Here is a 16580-nt window from a genome sequence, read left to right as displayed (position 1 = left end):
CTTCTGCGAGCCGGTTTCACCCTGCGGGACGCACGACCGTTTCGGCATCCCCCGGGGTCACGGCCCCGGGCAGCCCCTCGCCGTCCTCCCCGATGCCCCGCCGGGCGAGTCTCCGGACGAGCCGCACCATCTCCGCCGGCTCGAAGGGCTTCGCCAGGAAGGCATCCACCCCGACCGACCGTCCGCTGTCCATTTCCAGCCGGGTGCAGGCGCTGATGATCGCTACGGGGATGTGCCGCGTCCGTGCGTCGGCCCGCAGCCGGGCGGCGGTGAGCAGCCCGTCGAGCCGGGGCATCACGACGTCCAGCGTCACCACGTCGGGGCGCACCCGGTGCACGATCTCCAGGCACTCGGCACCATCGGCCGCGGTCACGACCTCGAAGCCTTCGAGCTCGAGGTTGACCCTGATCAACTGCCGGATGACCTTGTTGTCGTCGACAACGAGGACCCGGCCGGGCAAGCCAGGCACACCCCGAGAGTAGGTGCGCTCCCCTCTCTGCGTCCGGGTTTTGCCCACTTCCACCCCGTGCGAGCGAGCTTCCCCGACCGCCCCCGCCGCCGTTTTCGATCACCGGGTGCCGGACACCCCCCCGGGAGCTGGTAGTGTTCTATCCGTCGCCGCGAGCGAGAGCGAACCGGACGACACGCCCCCGTAGCTCAGGGGATAGAGCAACGGCCTCCGGAGCCGTGTGCGCAGGTTCGAATCCTGCCGGGGGCACTTCGCAGAAACCAGCACGTTAGTCCGCTGACCTGCGTAAGTGCCGTGACCAAAGGGCCGGACTCAGTCCCACTGAGTCCGGCCCTTTGTCGTTCTCTATCGCTGGTCGCGAGTGAGTGGCGAGTGAGCCTCCGACGGGCGACCAAGCCCCACCGAGCCCTGCCTTTCCTTCCTCAGGGTTCCTCGCCCCACCCCATTTCCCTCTCGATCTTCTTGTTGTTCAGCTCCTCGTGCCCGTCGATGCATCCCTCGTAGCGGCGGTGGATGACCTCCGGCGAGTTGCCCGCACGGCGGGCGACCTCGGCCACCGGTACACCGGCGTTCAGCCAGTTGGTGATGCAGGTGTGCCGCAGGTCGTACGGTCGGTGGGCGAGCGGCGAGGCCACCTTGTCCGGAGGCAGCGCGATGGGCCGCGCCTCTTGCCAGACACGCCAGTAGCTGGAGGTGCCCAGCACTCCCCCACGCTCGTTGGCGAAGAGCCGGCCATCCTTGGCCGTGCCGAACTCCCTGATGTGCTCCCGGAGCATGGCAACCAGCGGCGGCGGAATCGGCACGGGTCTGTCTGTCCCGGCTTCACGGGACTTGAGTCCCCGCTTGTCGTGACGCTTACCCGAATCGGTCCATTTCTTGCCGGATACCGGGCGCGTCTCGCGGAGGGTAAGGGTGCCCCATCCCTTCTCGGGCAGGTAGCAGTCATCTTCCCGAAGCCCGACTGCTTCCGCGGGCCGGAGCGCCGCATAAAGCTGGCAGCCGAAAAAGGCAACAAGCCGACGTCCACGGTTGCGATGAACCGACCCCACATAGGAGACGGAGGTAAGGAGCTGGATTCCTTGCGTGGCGTTCACCAGAACGCGTGGGTCCACTGCGTCACCGCCCCGAGACCCGGACTTTTTCATTCCCGAAAGGGGATTGCCATCGAGATAGCCGGACTCGATGGCGTATTCCATAGCGGTGTTGAAGCCACGGCGACGACGTCTGTACGTCTCCCTGGCAGCCGGGGTGTCGTCCAGCTTGAAGGAGAGCCGGTACTGGACATCCCGGAGCACCTTTGGCTCCGCGAGGGCCGACAGGCGTAAGGAGTGGCTGGCAAGCCAGGTGCAGGCGGTCTGCAGCTCGAGCGGGGGCTCTTTGTCCTTGTGAGCCGGTACGACAGCCCAGCGTATGGCCAACCGCACCTCGTCCGGTGTGGGCGCCTTGGCGTCCTCGCCCATCATGGCGAGGGCGACCGTGGCAAGGCTGTCGGCAATCCCCTCGCGCGTCTTTGCCGCGGTAGTACGCCACCGCGCCGCCATGTACTCGCGGGAGAACTCCCACCATGAGGGGTCGGGGCTGGTGTTCTCCTTCGCTGCGATGGCCCTGAGTTCGGACTCGGGCAGGCCCGTTTTCACATCGAATGCCTCACCACGACGCATGGCCTGCCACAGCTCCGAGCGGCGGCTCACTGCGAGCGCATTCGTGGTGAAGCTGGCGGTTTTTACACGGCCCGCGACTGTCCAACGAAGCTGGTAGGGAGCCTTTTTACTTCTTACCGTGTTCACCTTCCACACCCGTACATCGGTGGAAAGGGTGGGAGATGTCTCAGGCTCGGGCGGGCGCCCGCCATTGCGGGCGCCCGAGGTCTCACTGGTCTTGCGTTGGTTCACGCGCTTTCCTCTCGAGTTGCGATCCAACGCTCCAATTCGGAGCGCCGGATACGAACCGAGCCGTTGGGGAGCTTGATTGCCTTGGGGCCTTTCCTGAGCTGCCGCCAGCGGTAGAACGTTGCTCGTGGGACGCCGATCTCTTCGATCACTTGGGGGATGGTCAACATCTCGTCTCGGACCTTGGCCACGGCTTCGGCTCCTTCGTCACACGGTTGTTGTGGCACATGGGCCGGGATCGCTGACAGAACTGACAGAACCTGGCTTGCAGGGCTGTGACCTGCTGTTTTGGGTTCAGATTCGGTCGTGACAGAACTCGCGGAAACTCTGACAGAACCTCGTGGGAGGCAGTTCTGTCACGGCGGGGCCCGTTGGGGGCGGGTTGGGTTCTGTCAGAGTTTCCGGAGGTTTTGTCACAGCAGCCGATTCAGCTGTTCTTGCAGGTCATAGGACCTCTCCGGAGGTTGTGTCAGTTCTGTCAGTCCGGCGGGGGTTGTGTCAGGTGCCCCGGGTGAGGCGGGGGTGGGTTTCGTAGCGGGGAGAGGGGGGCCGGCCGCCGCGTCCCGTGCGTGGGGGTGGGGGCTGCTGGCGGACCCAGCCGTGTTCCTCAAGCAGGGCGAGGGCGGGGTCGAGGTCGGCGATCGCGGGGAAGTAGCCGCGGGAGAGTTGCCGGAACAGTTCCCGCTTGGTGAAGGCCGTCGACCGGGTGTCCCGGAGGTGGGTGAGGACCTGGTGGGCGGCTTCCTGGGCGGGATCGGCACCCATCGCGTCGAAAACGTGCTGGGCGTGGGCGGTGAAGTAGTCGCCGAGGCGGGTTGCGCCAGCGAGGGTGGTGGCCTCGATCGGGCGAGTCCAGCCGTTGTCCGGGTGGGTGGCCAAGTGGAGCAGACCGGCGATGCGGGCCACGGCCCCGTCGCGCTTGCTAGCCCACTTGACGATCGCGGCGAGCGGTCCGCCCTTGCCGATCCGGGACTCGGTGACCTTCTGGTAGGCGAGCAGGACCGCGTCGGCCTCGAGGGTCAGGGTCAACAGGGCGGGATCCGTCCAGCCGTTCATGGCCATGGCCAGGCCGCCGAGGCGGCGGGCGTAGGCGTCGGCGACGTCGTCGGGGATGAGGCCGGGGGTGAGGTTGCGTCTGCCGACGAGGGACTCGGGCTGGGCGTAGAGGAAGCGGGCGAGGAGCCCGCGGCCATCCGCGCCCTTGATCTGCCCGATGGACTCCAGCACTTCAGGCTGAACCGCTAGGCCCATGGTGACGGCGGGGCGTTCGATGTGCTGGGCGTCGCGGCCCTGGCGGTTGACCCGGACCATGTCGCCCGCGTGCCCCTTGAGGAACACTTCCATATTGGGGGCGCCGCTGTAGCGTCCGGCGATGATGTCGAAGATGCCGCCTTCCGGGGAGAGCACGGAGATCCGCCCTTCCTGCTCGGCGAGGAGGGTGGCGAGATTTTCGGGGGTGACGTCGTCGGCCACGAGCTGTGGCTTGAACGGCACCATGATGTCCTCGGCGGCCTGTGCCAGGGCGACGGCGTCGGCAGTGAGCTGATCGCGCATGCTCGGGTCGGCGTTCGCGGCCTTGGCCGCGGCCTTGTCGGCAGCCGCCTTGGCCAAGCGTGCGGTGGTCTCGGCCTCCGCCCTCACGGGTCCGGAGAGTTCCACGAGTGCTTTCTCCGCAGCCATGAGCGGTTCGGTCATCAGGGAGAACACGGCGGACTTGCGGTTGCCAGGGTCGAGGGCGACCGCCGTGTAGATGTTGACCGGCTCGCGCCAGCGTCCCCGTATACAGACGACGGCCCGACCACCAGCGGCGGTGGCGATGACGGCGAGGGCCAGGCATCCGGCGAGGTCGGCCGGGGTCTGGGTCTCCTCGGCGACCGCGGCCACCATGTCGGCCAGCCAGTCGGGCAGGGCATCGACAGGGAAGGCGGGCAGGTCCGGGCGGAAGCCGAGAGGGACCGGGTCATCCCAGACGGGCCCGGTCATCTCCTCGGCGGCGATGGCGTTGAACCCCGCCCACAGGTCGGTCTCAGGCTGGGCGGTCACGCGGCGTTCCTCCCTTCAGCAGGGACGGCGGGGTCCGGGTGGTGCGGGCAGGCGCCGGGCTGGGCACGGTCGGTGAGTTCCGCGACGGCGGTGCGGCCGCGGGCGCGTTCGTGGTGCCCGCAGGCGCAGAGCCAATCCGCGATGGGGACGCCCGTCATGCGGATCTGCAGACCGGGCTTTATGCCGGTGACACTGACGATGTCCGCGTGCGGCTCTGCCGTGGGGTGAAGAGCTGAAAGGACGCCCTGACGGGCGGCCTTCTCCTGGCCGCACGGCGGAGCCGTTGGTGGCGCACTGTTGGCGGAGTCGGCCGTCGACGGGTCTTCGGCGGGGTCGGTCATGAGGTCTGCCCTGTGCCGGCGTCGAGTCCGTTGGTGACGGCTCGGTGTGCGTATGGCTCGGGGACGCCGACGGAGACGGTGGCGGCGATGATCTGCTGGCCGATGGCGTCCAGGCCGCACGGCCCAGGGCACTGCACGTGCTGGGCGGCCAGGAACTTGGCCACTCCGAAGGCTTGCGAGCTGGCGCCGGTTTCGGTGTGGCTGCGCACCTTGGCCAGGCCGCGGTCGAGGCCGGTGCGGATGTAGGTCTCGGTGTGCCTGCACCCGCTGGCCACGCTCTTGTCCCAGACGGCGCGCATGGGGGTTGAAGAAGCCACCGCTCCGCGCGCGGGGGTGGCCTCTTCCCTTACGGCCAGGGCGCGGACGGCCGGTGGCAGGTCCACGACGGTGCCGGTGCCGTGCCCGAGCCAGCGGGCGTAGGCCATGCGCGATTTGATGTCGACGCCGGGCCGGACCGAGTTGGCCGATGGCATGGTGCCCCGGTAGATCCAGTGCTCCCCGCGGGTGGTCGGCACCGTGCGGGTGGGCGGCAAGGATTCCCGGGCCCACGTCACGGCGTAGGTGTTGTCCAGGTCGACGACGGTGAGCCCGGCTCCGGCGGGGTGGTAGGCGACGGCCACGGCCTGCCGCCATGCCGGGGCCCATGCGGGGGAGGCGATCACGGTGGGGTCGGTGGTAGCGGCGGCCCAGCCGTGGCACACCAATGGGCACTGGCAGGTGCCCGCGCTCTTCATGTGGGGCCGCCCGCCGCAGGCGCTGCGCCTGCACGCGCGGCAGTTACCGAAGGGCACCTTGCCCTCGCGCAAGGGCAGCACGGGGATGCCCGCGTGGGCGAGTTCCAGCGCGGTGGGCAGGGGATCGGCCATGGTGTGGGCGGGGGCTCGCCAGGTGTCGGGGAGTTGGGTCATGCTGGTGGGGTCTCCTGTTCTGTGAGCAGGGACGGAGAGCCGGGGCGGTCGCGGTCTTTGGCGAGAGGCGGCCGCCCCGGGCGTGCCTAGAACGGGGGCTGTGCGGAATCCCCGGGCGCTGTTGCCGGGGCGGGTGCCGGGGTGCTCCAGGCGTCGGGGCCGGTGTTCCGGGCGGGGGCCGTCTGGGTGCGCTGGGGTGCGGCGGTGGCGAAGCGCAGGCTCGGGCCGATGTCGTCGGTCTCGAGGACGAGCATGGAGCGGTTCTCGCCCTCGTCGGTCTGCCAGTCGATCTGGCGCAGCCGGCCGGTGACGACGACGCGGTTGCCCTTGGCGAGGCTGGCGGCGATGTTCTCGGCGAGGGCGCGCCAGGCGGTGCAGCGCAGGAACATGGCGGTCCCGTCCTTCCAGCCGCCGCTGTCCCGGTCGAAGCTGCGCGGGGTGGAGGCAACGGTGAAGCGGGCCATGGCCGCGCCTGCGGTGGTGTAGCGGAGTTCGGGGTCGGCGGTGAGGTTACCGACGACGGTGATGGGGGTTTCTCCGACGGACATGATGTGGCTCCTTTGGGTGAGCGTGGACGGGAGAAGGCGGGGGCACCCACAGGTGGTCGGAGGCGCCCCGGCCTTGTTCAGGTCATGCACCAGCCGGAGTCGCAACCGGTGTCGAATTCGTCGAACGGAAGGGTGTCCACCCCGTCCGGGATGGCTTTGCGGAGCGGCATGCCGAATCGTGTGAGGTACACGTGGTCCTTGCCGAGGGCCTCGCGTCGATGGTTGAGAAGCTCTTCGAGCTGGCACGCCTTCTCGAACAGGGCCGGTTCGCGGCGGCGCATCTCCTGCCAGGTCTCGGGACGGTGGAAGGGGCAGAACCAGCACGAGGATTTCGGCGGAACGGGCAGGCCCGCGCTGCGGATGATCCGGGCGCAATCGGCCCGGCGTATCCCGCGTTCCAGGAGCGGGTACTCGATGCGTTCGTGGGGTTCGCAGCGCCGTTTATTGGCGCGTTCGATCTCATCCAGGCTGATGCCAATTCCGACCGTCGCGGGCTGCTCGGCGGTGGCGCCGCGCCGCTTGAGTTCGTCGGCAATGACCTTGATTTTGAACTGTGCTGTGCATGAACGGGTGCCCGGGGCCCCGTTGGACATGCGCACGGGGATCTTCAGCGAGCGTGAACCCTGGCGGGTGAGGTCCTGGTAGAGAGTGCGGGTCTCGCCCGTGCGCTTCATGATGCGTTCAAGGACCGTGAGTTCGATCCCGTGGGCATGCGCGAAGGGGATGGCGTGCTGCCGGAGGTAACGCAGGGTCCCGGGGTGTTCGGAGTCGTCACCGACGTTGGCCATCAAGAACACCTGGAAGTCGAGGTCCCCCCGGGCGGCCAGCACGAGCGCGGCAGTGGACTGCCAGCCGCCGCCGAAGCTGAAGGACCTTAACTCTCGGGTGCTGCTGTCTGGGATGTTGGGCATGCTGATGGTTCTCCTGTTCTGTGAGCAGGGGCGGAGAGCCGGGGCGGCTGCGGTCTTTGGCGAGAGGCGGCCGCCCCGGGCGCAGCTAGCGGTGCTTGATCCAGTGGGCGTACTCCTGGCGGACGTAGCCGCGCGGGTTCGCCTCGGTGTCGGGGTGCCCGGGCCAGTACGGGTCGCCGTGGTAGGCGCCGTCGCTGGTCTGGTCGATTTCGATCAGGCGCCGGGCGGCTTCGGTGGCGACCTCGTCGGCGTCGCCGTAGAGGGCGCCGTCGTCGTCGGCGAGCGCGAGGCGGTCGAGGGCGGCGGCCTTGCGGAGCCAGAACTCCCGCGAGGACGGGTTGAGGAGGCCGGTGTGGACGAGGTAGTCGGTGGTCCAGGCGATCTCGCTGATGACGTCGGGTGCCAGGAGGTAGGCCGCCTCCGGCGTGGGCCACGGCTCGCCCTTGGGCCGGTGCTCGGCCTTCATGTACAGGCGGGTGCCTGTGCCGTCACGGGTGGGGAGCTGGCGCACCGAGCCGGTGGCGAACGCCTCGCCCAGGGCCTTGACGACGCGCTCGGCCTCGGCCGGGGCACAGATGACGCGGATTTCGAACACGGTGGTGTCCTTCCGGATCAGAACGGCGGTTCACTGCTGGAGACGGTGGCCCATGGGTCGCTGGCGGTCCGGTGACGGCGGGGCAGGGTCGGCAGGGGGAGGACCCATCGGCGGTCCGGGTTCCAGCAGGGGCAGGGCTCCCAGTCGGTGCCGGCGTACTCGTCGGTCTCGTAGTGGTAGACGGTGCCGCCGAGGCCCTCGCAGGCGGAGCATTCAGGTCGGGGCGTGTCGGTGATGATGGTGAGGATGAGGGCTGGCCGGGGCCGGGTGGCGCGCTGGAGGCGGAGCCGGGGCAGGGTGCGGTGGTTCATGCGACGCCTCGCTGTACGTCGGCGGCGGCCGTGATGTCGTCGAGGTGCAGGAGCAGGTCGCCGAGCTGGCGGCGCGTGAGGGCGTAGCCATGGGGGGCGTACCAGTCGTCGCAGTCCAGCTCGATGACGACGACCTCGTCGGCGCTGGTGTCCATCTCGCTCTGCTCGGTGGTCTCGGCGTCCGGGTCGGGGAGGCCGGTCCGGGCGTGGTCGAGGCGGCGGGCGGCGGCGTGCAGCTTGGCGTTCAGGACGGCGGGCGGGTGGTGGGTGAAGGAGTGCAGGGCGACGGTGGCGGCGATGATGACGTCGCACAGTTCGTCGGCCACGTCGGAGCGGGTGTGGGTCGTGCCTTTGCGGGGGTTCTGGCCGGTCATCCCGATGTATGCGGCGGCTGCCTCGCCCGCCTCCTCGGTGACCTTCATCAGGCGCATGGCCGTCTCGTGCTCGCCCGTGCCGTTGACGGCGTTCAGGGCCGTGATGATGCGAGCGGTGATCGGCCATAAGGCGGTGCTCATGCGGGCTTCCTTTCGCTGGTGGGGAGTTCGGGCAGACCTGCCGCTTCCAGGGCCCGGGGGTCGAAGCCGGGCAGGGCGGCGCGGGTGATGAGCGCGGTGGCGAGCTGTTCGGCGTAGGCGGCGCCGCTGCGGGCAACCTCGATCTGCGCCCCGGCGCGCAGGGCTTCGACGCGTTCGATGTGGGCGTGTTCCTCGCGCCGTACAGCCACGTCGCGTTCGTGGGCGAGGGTTTCGTGGTGGTCGGTGCGCCAGGTGCGGGCGGCGAGGGTGTAGGCGATGACGGTGGCCAGGGTCCACAGCAGCAGGGGCAGGGATAGTCCGTCGGCGTATCCGGCGACTCCGGCCAGGGCGAGGCCGCCGGAGGTGGCGAAGGCGGTAGCGGCCAGGACGTTGTCGCCGGAGCAGCCGAGGGAGGCGGCGGTGCCGGCCGCGGCGGCTCCGGCTGCCAGGGCGGCCATGAGAACGGCGTCCCCGGTGGAGTGCTGGGCGCCGTTGGCGTTCCAGATGCGGCCGAGGATCAGCACGGTGGAGGTGGCGATGGCCGGGGTCGCTTTCGGCAGCACGGCGGGAAGCCAGTGGCCCGGTGCCGGGCCGGTGGTGTGCGGCTGCATGATTCTCCGTTCAGGTGCGGAGGTTGGCGATGGCCTGGGCGAAGGAGACGCACAGGTCGTGGATCGGCCCGTACGCGCCGGTTCCGGCGGTGAAGAAGCCGAGCAGGAAGACCACCAGGGCGCTGCCGAGTCCGACGGCCTTGGAGCGCAGGAGGAAGAAGACGGCGACGGCCAGGAGGAAGACGGCGGAGACGGTCAGGGTCATCGGGTGCTCCGGCCGGGGGTGGGGCGGGTGCCGTCGTGGTGGATGCGGGCGGCGCGGTGGTAGAGGTGGCGGCCGAGGCGGATGCGCAGTCCGGTGCCGTCGCAGCGGCGGCAGTGGCGGCCGCGCTTGGGGCGTCCCTTGCGGTCGGTGGTCATCTTGAAGCCCCAGCCGCGGCACTTGCGGCAGGAGCCGAACGGGCTCACCGCACACAGAGCGGCATAACCGAGAGTGACGAACAGGAGAGCGGGTATAGCGGTGAGCGACAGGGGCATGAAGGGCCTCCCGGGCGGGTTTGACGGTGCGCGCAGAGAGGGCCGCTAGCCACTAGCGACCTGATCAGGGCATATGTGAGGTGCTAGCGGGGCCGCTATCGATAGCGGGGTGTGCTGCTAGCGATAGCGGCCCCGGCGCGTCATCCGGCGTCCCGGTTTCCGTCACGCTCTGCGACAGCTGCGGTGATGTCGGCGCGGGTGATGCCGCGCCGGTTGACGAACTTGCCGTCCACGCGCTTGCCGATCTGGGCGGTGTCGATGCCGAACGGCTTGAGGGCGGCGGTCAGTTGCTCGGCGGCCCAGCCGGTGTAGGTCTCGGGCCGCAGTTCCTCCAGGCGGGATACGACCGTCTCGTTCCAGATCTTCGGCTCGTCGACGGCGACCACGGCGAGGATGTCGCCGAGCAGGTCGAACGATGCGGCCGCATCGGGCTGCGGCTCCTCCCCGAGGGCGTGCCCGGAGAGAGTGCCGGCGTCCTTGCGGAGCTGGTACGCGCGCAGCGCGATGACGTCGGCGGTGGGGGCGTCGACGTAGACGGCGCCGACGATGCGGGCGTCGGAGCCTTCGCCGACGAAGTAGTGGATGCCCTTGTCGCCCCAGGCGAACATCGTCGCCTGCACCCCGCGCTTGTAGCTGCTGGTGCCCAGCACCATGTCGTTCTCCCGCTGGCCCATGACCTTCAGGCACCAGCGGCTGGAGGCGTTGGCGCTGATGCCGGTGGGCAGGGCCTTGGCGTCCGGGCGCTGGGTGGCCAGCAGCAGCGTGATCCCCAGGGCCGGGCCGCGCTTGACCAGGTCGGTGCAGATTTCCTCGAACTCCTTGCCGTGCTCGGGGTGCTCGAACCACACCTGGCACTCGTCCACCCCGGCCACGATCGGGTGCAGGCCGAGCTTCTTCATGTCCGCCAGCGCGCTGGTGACCTTCGACTCCGGGCACAGGTCCCGGGGCAGGCTGCGGATCACCTTCGCCCGCCGCCGCAGCTCCTCCCGCAGCGCCCGCATGTCACGCAGGGCGTAGGTGATGTCCTCGTCGTCGTCCCCCGCCCGGTAGCTGTGGCACACGCGCTCCAGCGGCCCCAGGTCGCCAGTGCCCTTGAGGTCGTAGGCGTGCAGCTCCGCACGCGGATCCAGCGCCGCAACGAGCATCAGCAGGCGCAGCAGGAACGTCTTGCCCATGCGGGGGATAGCCCCGATGATCCCGGAGATGTACATGAGGGTGACGTCCACCCAGCGGCCGCGCTGGTCGTTGCCGTAGGGGGCGGGCTTGAACAGGTCGACGTGCCCGGCCTTCAGCAGCGGCCACGCAGGCTTCTTCGCCTTGGACATGTCCTGATCCCCTACCCACAGCACCAGGCGCCCGGTGTGCTCCTCGGGGACCGCCTCGGGCCACACGCAACCCAGCGGGCGGCGCAGACCGGAGGCGAGCTTGTCGCGGCGTTCGATCACGTCGGTGACGGTCACGCCGTAGGGCAGGTCTCCCTCGGCGCGCCAGCCAGGGCCGTCGCGGGTGATGGGGGCGGTGAAGGTGAAGCCGTCCCGGCCCTTGCCCTGCGCCTGACTGATCGCCGATATCCCCAGCGCACCCAGGGCACGCAGGACGATGTCGCTCGTCAGCTTCTGCGCCTTGGGCACCTCCACCGCCCGCGTGACCACAGGCGCATCGGCCGCACCCCCGGCACTGCCCAGGGCCAGCAGCAGCGCGCCCGCGGACAGGGCCTGCAGCCAGCCCGGCGCCAGCACGTAGACCGCAAGAGCTGCGCCCGCGCCGATGAGGGAGGCGAGGATGGCCACCAGGGTGCGCAAGCGCACCCGGCCGTCACGCTGCCGCGACAGCTTCAGGTACTCGGCCGCATCCTCCCGCCGAACGGCCGCCGCCCGCACCGGCTCGCCCTCAGTGTCGGCGACCCACCGCATGGTGCCGCCCACGAACCTGGCCCCACCCCGCGGCGCCTGCAGAGCCAGACGAGCGGCGTAGACCGGGGAGCGCCACAGGTGATAGGCGGTCAGGTGCCCGTAGTGGCCGGCCGCCCACTTCGCCGCGGTCTCCAGCTCCGCCCGCGAGCGAAGCCAGGACGGGATCACCGGGTGGCGCTTGGCGCTCATGATCCGGGCCAGGAAATCCGGCCCGGCCACATCCGGGCCGTCCACCTTCACCACCGCTTCCGGGTTCTCGGCTATCGGCGGTGCGGTGGATTCGCTGCGGGCGGTGCGGGCCTTGTCCAGGTCGACGACCTCGGCCCCGCCAGCGTGCTCACCGGTCTGCGGGGACTGCCCGGGTTCCGGCTCGTGGTGCTCGTTGTCTGCGTGATTCACTTGCCGTTCCTTCCTCAAGGGAGGGGATGCGGGGCCCGGCCGGCGCTGTGGAAGGTGGGCGGCCGGGCCCCGCGCGATGGATGCGGTGCTGGTCAGAGCTGGTTGGGCTCCAAGGCGAAGTACAGGACGACGATCGGCAGGCCGTACTCGTCCCGCAGCTGACCCATCAGGTGGTTGAAGCACTCGCCGCGGGTGAACCCGGCGGGCACGGTCAGGAGCCCGTCACGGGTGTTGAGCAGGCCGTCGTTGGTCTGCACGGTGGTCACGTAGTGGAAGTCCGTCATCGTGGCCGTGGTCTGGGTGGTCACAGTCGTCTCCTGGAGGTCAGATGTGGTGGGTGTGGTCGTGGGTGGGGTGGGCGGCGGCGATCTCCTGCCACCGCCGGTTCTCGCCCGCATCCGGGCAGGTCAGCCGTATGCGGAAGCCGCACCCGGCGACAGGGCAGTGGTGGGTGGTGGCGCAGAGCGCCTCCACCCCCTGGCGCACCGCTGTGTGCACGACCGCGTAAATGGCCAGGGCACACGGGGTGATGAGCGTTGCGGGGGCGTGGTAGGCGGCCAGCCATCGCGCGTAGTCGGCACTGACAACCGCCCCGGCGACAACGGCGGCCACGAAGGCCAAGCGCCGGGCCGCTTTCGAGGTCACGCTGAACATGGCTTGCAGTCCTTCGGGGGGATGCGGGGCCCGGCCGGCGCTGTGGAAGGTGGGCGGCCGGGCCCCGCAGGTCTGGGGCTGGTCAGCCCTGGGCGGGCCGGATGAGGAAGCTGCCACGGTGCTGGAGGCCGTCCTTGGCCATGGCCGCGCAGGCGTCCTGGTAGGCGTCATCGGCGGTGTAGCCGTGCGGGCCACTGGCGGTGCCGTGGACCACGACGGTCATGCCGAACTCGTACACCTCGGCCGACCACTTGTACGTGACGATGTTGCTGCTCATGCGACATCTCCTCAGAGGAGTAGGGGAGTTCACAGGGCGCGCTGTTCTTCGGGGTAGGCGCAGGTCACGCACACCCCGAGCGAGGCGGGGATGCAGTAACCGGCGTCGGTGCGGCACTGGGGGCAGGTGCGGCGGGCCGTCATCGCCCTGTCGAGCGCGGCCTGCTTGCCCGGGGTCATCGGCCGGACGGGCTTGGCCCTGTCCAGCCGGTAGAGGTAGGCCACCGCCACCCCGGTCTTGCGGCCGCGGGAGCGGCGCATCACCTGGGCTGCGACCGGCTGGCCACCAGGCCGCATGCCTCGCGCCCGCAGCTGACGGCGGGCGGCCAGCCCGTCGGGGGCCAGGCGCCAGGGGTAGGTGGGTATCCCCCACGTGGTGCCGTTCGGGTCGTAGCACTTACTGAAGACGGCGAACATCACTGCCCCGCAAGGGCGAGGTCGACCTTGCGCTCAGCCTTGAGGGCTTCGCGCAGCTCACGGGCCCTGGTCGGGGCGGTGCGCAGGGTCTTGCGCAGGGCCTCAGCCGTCAGGTCCTCATCCGCCCAACCGGCGGTTGCCGTGCGGGCGGTGGTGAGCAGTTCGTCCCAGCTGCGCGAGGGCCGCGGCATGCGGGCACTGTCCGGGACACGTCCCGTCGGCCGCCGTCGGCCGTGCCCGTCGGGCGCTGGCCGGGCAGGTCGGATCGGGACTCGATCGGGCGCCGGTCCCCTCGATCGATCGGCCGATCGATCGGACCCAACGGGGGTCGATTCTTGCAGGTCACCCCTCGATTGATTTGCGGGAGAAGGCTGCGATTCCTCCTGATTTGCGATCGGAAGTTGGGAGACGGGGCCGAGGACGGGCAGAGCATTGTCGAACGTGGCCCACAGGCGGGCACTGACCCGCTGGGGGGCGGTGCCGGCGGCCGACTCGACGACCTTGCCGAGCCTGGTTTCGGCGGCGAGCCGGTCGGCCAGCAGTCCCGGGGTGAGACCGGGGGCGGTGCCGTGGTGTACCCGCCAGGCGGTGGTGAAGGCGTCCTCGGCCGCGAGGGTCCCGTACGGTGCGGCGGTGATCAGGCGGTCGGCGGCGCGGCATACCTTGCGGTGGTGCCAGCGGCGCCGCCGGGCGTGCCGGGCTTTGTCCCGCTCCTCGTGCGTGGGGGCGTGGGAGCCGTGCAGGTGCAGCTCCCACATGCCCACCGCGAACAGCGACGCCACCGCCAGGACGATGCCGAGCCACAGCCCGTAATCGCGGCTGCCGTGCCAGAAGTTGACGATCGCCGCCACCAGGGCGCAGGTCCAGGTGGCGGCCCGGTACCGGGCGGTGGGCCGCTTGGTGCGGGCGGCCTTGGCGGCGCCGAAGGTGGCCGCCCAGGCGCCGCCTTCGAGCATGGCGGCCAGCAGCGCGGCCAGCAGTGGGCCGACCCCGGCAGCGGTCAGGGCCGTGAACTGCGAGACGAGGGCGGGGATGATGGCGCAGGCCATGACCAGGCCGGTGCAGATCAGCGCCCCGTTCTCGACGATCCACGCCCGCCGCGTGCGCCAGCTCTCGGCGCGCTCGGCCTTGTCCCGGCGCTTCTCGCTGCGGTCCGCGGCCCGGTCGGCGCGGTCCTGCTCGCGCTCCAACCGGCGGTCCTCCCGCCGCCCGGCCGCCCGCGCAGTCTTGTCCTCCCGGTCCTGCTGACGGTCCGCCAGCCGGTCCTGGCGGCGTTGCTCCTGCCAGGTGGCGAGGTTGCTCATGCCGTCACCTCCACCGGCTCTTCGCCCGCAGCGGGGATGTCGGCGTAGCCGACCAGTTTCAGCACCGCCCCGGCCACGTCGGCCTGCGCGCTGAGGATCAGCACGCGACCGCCCTGCTCCCTGTAGACCACGGTGTCCGGGGCGATGCCCAAGGCCTCCCGCCACCTCTCGAAGCCCGGCAGGTCATCGTGCAACGACAGCTCCAGCTGCCGCGGATAAACGGTGCTGACGCACACGCACGGCGCCGGCAAGTGCCCGAACTCCACGGCCAGCAACCGCAGCGCACGCAGCGGCGCGGCCAGGTCGTCCAGGGTCAGTTCCCTGCTCATGCCGCCACCTCCGCCAGCTCCTCACAGGGGACCGCCACGTGGGTCATGCCGGCGTAGCGGGCGGCCTCGCCCCCGGTGAGGTGGCCGAGCTCGTCCACGGCCACCGCCAGGCGCAGCACCCGGTCCCACAGCAGGGCCAGGGCGGCGTCCGCGGCGGCCTGCACCGTGGCGTAGTCCATCCCCGACCCGGTGCGCGGGCCGTAGGTGAGGTCCATGCCGCGCACCTCACGCAGGGCATGGGCGACCTGCGCGCGGTCATTGGTCGCACCGCGCTCGCTCACCCACGCCCGCTCCGGCGTCCACAGGCCCTCCTGGCGCATCCACCGCTCCTGGGCCCGCTCCCCGGCCGCGCACATCGCGAGATAGCGCAGATACGGGACGCTGAAGTTGTGGCCGGTGCGCACCCAGGCGGCCCCGCCCTCGCCAGGGGCCTTGCCCAGGTCCTCGCACACGTGGATCTCGGCAACCGGGATGCCGCCCGCGAAGCTCAGGACGGCGTGCCCGGCCTCGTGCACCGCCATCCAGCGGCGCAGCACCGCGTCACCGAAGCCCAGGAGCGCGAAGGCGGAGGGCACCATGCGGTTGGTCCACTGCCCGGGCTCGGGCTGGCGGGTGTAGAGGGGCCGGTCGGTGTTCAGGTGCCAGACGCTCACCGGGGGCCTCCTGCGTAGGACGCGCCGGGGCGGCCCGTGCGGCGCCCGTTGGTGGTGGTCACCGCGGGAGTGGGCGTCTCGGCGATCCGCCAGCCGCCGCCCGCGCGCTTGGCCTCGTACATGGCCTCATCAGCCCTGCGCATCGCCCGCGTCAAGGCGGGCTCCGGCAGGCCCGCGGCCACGTACGCACCGATGGACGCACCACCCACCTGGACCGTGTGACGCCCGGCAGGCACCGGCCGGCACAGCCCCTCATACAGGCTGCACAGGGCCACCGGCAGGGAACGGGGGCCCGGCACCGCGGCGGCAAACTCGTCACCACCGAGCCGGGCCGCAAAGCCACCCTGCCTCTCGGCCCAGCCGTCCAGCTCGGCGGCCGCGGAGACGAGTACCGAGTCCCCGGCAGCGTGCCCGTAACGATCATTGACGGCCTTGAAGCCGTCCAGGTCCACGAAGACCACGGCCACCGAGTGGGTGCGCAGCAGCTTCGAGGTACGCCGCTCGAAGACATCCCGACCGTGCAAGGCGGTGAGTGGATCACGGCGAGCGCGGTCAATACGGCGCCGCCACAACAGCGTGTGAACCGACCAGCCAGCCGTCAGCGGAACGGCAGCCGCGAGGGAAGTCAGCAGCTCATTCATGCCGCTGCCCTCCCGGAGAAGCGGCCCGTGCCCGCTGAGCGCAGGAAGGGCACGGTGCGGGTGAGCGCGTCGGCGTACAGCGCGTCCCACGCCGCGACCTCGTCACCGCCGAGGCCCTGCGCCTCCAGGTCCGCGATGATGTCGCGGGCCGCGTCCTGGCGAGCGGCCCGCTCCTCGAGCGTCTCGGGCGTCAGCGGGCCGAGGAACAGGTCCCGGTCGAGACCGGTCGGCCGCTCCTCGAAGCCCAAGGCCAGCTCCTCGAACTCGGCGACGTTCACGACCTCGTGGTGTCCGATGTACGTGCGCACGGTGCTCTCCTTGCGTCGAAGGGACGGAGAACCGGGGCGGCCGCGGTCTTTGGCGAGAGGCGGCCGCC

24 protein-coding genes and 1 tRNA gene are annotated in these 16580 nt (G+C 70.5%); 1 reads left to right on the top strand and 24 read right to left on the bottom strand.

Annotation, left to right across the window (positions count from 1 at the left end):
- Nucleotides 1-16: 16 nt before the first annotated feature.
- Nucleotides 17-460: a response regulator gene (locus AC1Z4A_RS22350; protein ID WP_483683683.1), complete on the bottom strand. Its 444-nt coding sequence runs from the start codon at nt 458-460 to the stop codon at nt 17-19.
- 186 nt (nt 461-646) lie between these two features.
- Here AC1Z4A_RS22350 and AC1Z4A_RS22345 point away from each other — a divergent pair.
- Nucleotides 647-718: transfer RNA gene (locus AC1Z4A_RS22345), tRNA-Arg, on the top strand.
- Between the two features lie 173 nt (nt 719-891).
- Here AC1Z4A_RS22345 and AC1Z4A_RS22340 read toward each other — a convergent pair.
- The 23 genes from AC1Z4A_RS22340 to AC1Z4A_RS22230 all read right to left on the bottom strand — a co-directional run bounded on the left by AC1Z4A_RS22340 (nt 892) and on the right by AC1Z4A_RS22230 (nt 16512).
- Nucleotides 892-2361 carry a tyrosine-type recombinase/integrase gene (locus AC1Z4A_RS22340; protein WP_483681461.1) on the bottom strand — a complete coding sequence of 490 codons (1470 nt, stop codon included), beginning with the start codon at nt 2359-2361 and terminating at the stop codon, nt 892-894.
- Nucleotides 2358-2549 carry a helix-turn-helix transcriptional regulator gene (locus tag AC1Z4A_RS22335; RefSeq protein WP_483681458.1) on the bottom strand — a complete coding sequence of 64 codons (192 nt, stop codon included), beginning with the start codon at nt 2547-2549 and terminating at the stop codon, nt 2358-2360. Before AC1Z4A_RS22335 ends, AC1Z4A_RS22340 begins: the two co-directional genes overlap by 4 nt.
- Before the next feature lie 307 nt (nt 2550-2856).
- Complete coding sequence (locus tag AC1Z4A_RS22330) at nt 2857-4341, bottom strand: YfjI family protein (RefSeq protein WP_483683682.1); 1485 nt, start codon at nt 4339-4341, stop codon at nt 2857-2859.
- 56 nt (nt 4342-4397) lie between these two features.
- Nucleotides 4398-4742, bottom strand: a complete 345-nt coding sequence (locus AC1Z4A_RS22325) for a hypothetical protein (RefSeq protein ID WP_483681456.1) — start codon at nt 4740-4742, stop codon at nt 4398-4400.
- On the bottom strand, nt 4739-5650 hold the full coding sequence (locus tag AC1Z4A_RS22320) for a bifunctional DNA primase/polymerase (RefSeq protein ID WP_483681454.1): 912 nt from the start codon (nt 5648-5650) through the stop codon (nt 4739-4741). Before AC1Z4A_RS22320 ends, AC1Z4A_RS22325 begins: the two co-directional genes overlap by 4 nt.
- Before the next feature lie 86 nt (nt 5651-5736).
- On the bottom strand, nt 5737-6198 hold the full coding sequence (ssb, locus tag AC1Z4A_RS22315; protein WP_483681452.1) for a single-stranded DNA-binding protein: 462 nt from the start codon (nt 6196-6198) through the stop codon (nt 5737-5739).
- A gap of 77 nt (nt 6199-6275) precedes the next feature.
- The gene (locus tag AC1Z4A_RS22310) at nt 6276-7109 is read right to left on the bottom strand and encodes a phosphoadenosine phosphosulfate reductase (RefSeq protein WP_483681450.1); all 834 of its coding nucleotides are present in this window, start codon (nt 7107-7109) and stop codon (nt 6276-6278) included.
- Nucleotides 7110-7194: 85 nt separating this feature from the next.
- Entirely contained in the window at nt 7195-7704 is a 510-nt protein-coding gene (locus AC1Z4A_RS22305) for a hypothetical protein (protein WP_483681448.1), read from the bottom strand.
- A 17-nt stretch (nt 7705-7721) separates the two neighbouring features.
- Nucleotides 7722-8015 (bottom strand): hypothetical protein, encoded by a 294-nt coding sequence (locus AC1Z4A_RS22300; protein WP_483681446.1) that lies wholly within the window; start codon nt 8013-8015, stop codon nt 7722-7724.
- Nucleotides 8012-8530 carry a MazG-like family protein gene (locus AC1Z4A_RS22295; protein ID WP_483681443.1) on the bottom strand — a complete coding sequence of 173 codons (519 nt, stop codon included), beginning with the start codon at nt 8528-8530 and terminating at the stop codon, nt 8012-8014. Before AC1Z4A_RS22295 ends, AC1Z4A_RS22300 begins: the two co-directional genes overlap by 4 nt.
- Nucleotides 8527-9141 (bottom strand): hypothetical protein, encoded by a 615-nt coding sequence (locus tag AC1Z4A_RS22290; protein WP_483681441.1) that lies wholly within the window; start codon nt 9139-9141, stop codon nt 8527-8529. The genes AC1Z4A_RS22295 and AC1Z4A_RS22290 overlap by 4 nt, the downstream gene beginning before the upstream one ends.
- Before the next feature lie 10 nt (nt 9142-9151).
- Nucleotides 9152-9346, bottom strand: a complete 195-nt coding sequence (locus AC1Z4A_RS22285) for a hypothetical protein (RefSeq protein WP_483681439.1) — start codon at nt 9344-9346, stop codon at nt 9152-9154.
- Nucleotides 9343-9549 (bottom strand): hypothetical protein, encoded by a 207-nt coding sequence (locus AC1Z4A_RS22280; protein WP_483681437.1) that lies wholly within the window; start codon nt 9547-9549, stop codon nt 9343-9345. Before AC1Z4A_RS22280 ends, AC1Z4A_RS22285 begins: the two co-directional genes overlap by 4 nt.
- Before the next feature lie 209 nt (nt 9550-9758).
- Complete coding sequence (locus AC1Z4A_RS22275; protein WP_483681435.1) at nt 9759-11930, bottom strand: cell division protein FtsK; 2172 nt, start codon at nt 11928-11930, stop codon at nt 9759-9761.
- Nucleotides 11931-12022: 92 nt separating this feature from the next.
- Nucleotides 12023-12238, bottom strand: a complete 216-nt coding sequence (locus tag AC1Z4A_RS22270; RefSeq protein WP_483681433.1) for a hypothetical protein — start codon at nt 12236-12238, stop codon at nt 12023-12025.
- A 16-nt stretch (nt 12239-12254) separates the two neighbouring features.
- Nucleotides 12255-12584, bottom strand: a complete 330-nt coding sequence (locus AC1Z4A_RS22265) for a hypothetical protein (RefSeq protein WP_483681431.1) — start codon at nt 12582-12584, stop codon at nt 12255-12257.
- 82 nt (nt 12585-12666) lie between these two features.
- Nucleotides 12667-12861 (bottom strand): hypothetical protein, encoded by a 195-nt coding sequence (locus tag AC1Z4A_RS22260; RefSeq protein ID WP_483681429.1) that lies wholly within the window; start codon nt 12859-12861, stop codon nt 12667-12669.
- A 29-nt stretch (nt 12862-12890) separates the two neighbouring features.
- Nucleotides 12891-13277: an RRQRL motif-containing zinc-binding protein gene (locus AC1Z4A_RS22255; RefSeq protein WP_483681427.1), complete on the bottom strand. Its 387-nt coding sequence runs from the start codon at nt 13275-13277 to the stop codon at nt 12891-12893.
- Complete coding sequence (locus AC1Z4A_RS22250; RefSeq protein WP_483681425.1) at nt 13277-14581, bottom strand: hypothetical protein; 1305 nt, start codon at nt 14579-14581, stop codon at nt 13277-13279. Before AC1Z4A_RS22250 ends, AC1Z4A_RS22255 begins: the two co-directional genes overlap by 1 nt.
- Complete coding sequence (locus AC1Z4A_RS22245) at nt 14578-14910, bottom strand: hypothetical protein (protein ID WP_483681423.1); 333 nt, start codon at nt 14908-14910, stop codon at nt 14578-14580. Before AC1Z4A_RS22245 ends, AC1Z4A_RS22250 begins: the two co-directional genes overlap by 4 nt.
- Nucleotides 14907-15563: a hypothetical protein gene (locus AC1Z4A_RS22240; RefSeq protein WP_483681421.1), complete on the bottom strand. Its 657-nt coding sequence runs from the start codon at nt 15561-15563 to the stop codon at nt 14907-14909. The genes AC1Z4A_RS22245 and AC1Z4A_RS22240 overlap by 4 nt, the downstream gene beginning before the upstream one ends.
- A complete protein-coding gene (locus AC1Z4A_RS22235; protein ID WP_483681419.1) occupies nt 15560-16204 on the bottom strand; it encodes a GGDEF domain-containing protein in 645 nt (214 codons plus the stop codon). The genes AC1Z4A_RS22240 and AC1Z4A_RS22235 overlap by 4 nt, the downstream gene beginning before the upstream one ends.
- Nucleotides 16201-16512 carry a hypothetical protein gene (locus AC1Z4A_RS22230; protein WP_483681417.1) on the bottom strand — a complete coding sequence of 104 codons (312 nt, stop codon included), beginning with the start codon at nt 16510-16512 and terminating at the stop codon, nt 16201-16203. The genes AC1Z4A_RS22235 and AC1Z4A_RS22230 overlap by 4 nt, the downstream gene beginning before the upstream one ends.
- Between the last annotated feature and the right edge of the window lie 68 nt (nt 16513-16580).

The sequence above is a fragment of the Streptomyces sp. 17_S59 genome (assembly GCF_056930295.1).
This window is presented reverse-complemented; position numbering and strand designations above follow the sequence as displayed.